At 66.5% G+C, this 1049-nt stretch carries 1 protein-coding gene; it reads left to right on the top strand.

The window, feature by feature from the left end; translation table 11 throughout:
* Positions 1–1049, top strand: a 1049-nt coding sequence (locus tag RTX98_RS07090; protein ID WP_312795595.1) for a PQQ-binding-like beta-propeller repeat protein, incomplete at both ends; no start/stop codon positions are given.

The raw sequence follows: 1049 nt of genomic DNA on the forward strand, positions 1-1049 counted from the left end.
AGCGATGCCGGTCCGGCCAGCGCGCCGGATGCAGGCAACAGCGCGCCCGTTCAGGCCGCACGCCCGGTGACACCGCAGCGGGCAGCTGGAACCGACTGGCCCTTCTGGGGCGGCAGCGAACAGGCAACCCGCTATTCGCCGCTGAGCCAGATCACGCCGGAAAACGTGGCCAACCTCCAGAAGGTGTGGACCTACCGCACCGGCGACATGCCGACGGAAGCGACCAAGGACAAGTATTCGCCCGAGGGCACGCCACTCAAGATCGGCGACACGCTCTTCATCTGCTCGGCCATGAACATCATGACCGCGGTGGATGCGGCGACCGGCAAGGAACGCTGGCGCTATGACCCCAAGGTGCCCGCAGAATCCATCCCTTACGGCGCTTCCTGCCGCGGCGTATCCTATTACGAAGTTCCCAATACCGCGCCGGATCAGGCTTGTGCCGCCCGCGTCATTCAGGGAACGATCGACGCGCGCCTCATCGCCGTCGATGCCAAGACAGGCCAGCCTTGCCAGGACTTCGGTCAGGGCGGAACGGTCGATCTGTGGACCGGCATCGGCGAAAAGGTGCCCGGCTGGTATGCGGTGACCGCGCCTCCGGCCATCGTGCGCGGCATTGTCGTCACCGGCGCACAGGTCAAGGATGGTCAGGCCGAAGATGCGCCGTCCGGCGTGATCCGCGGCTTCGATGCCGTGACCGGCCAGCTCGCCTGGGCCTGGGATCTCGCCAACCCCGAACTCACCGGCCTGCCACCGGAAGGCCAGACCTATACGCGCGGCACGCCGAACATGTGGACGACGGCAACCGGCGATGAGCAGTCCGGCCTCGTCTTCCTGCCGCTGGGCAACTCCTCCGTGGATTATTGGGGCGGCAACCGCTCGGAAGCTGAAAACGAATGGTCGACCTCGCTGGTGGCGCTCGACGTGACCACCGGCAAGCCGCGCTGGCGCTTCCAGACGGTACGCCAGGATGTGTGGGACTACGATCTCGGCAGCCAGGTCACGCTGATCGACTTCCCGGCCGAGGGCGGCAACCGACCCGCCGTTGT

The organism is Tianweitania sp. (assembly GCF_032053605.1).
Lineage (GTDB): Bacteria > Pseudomonadota > Alphaproteobacteria > Rhizobiales > Rhizobiaceae > Tianweitania.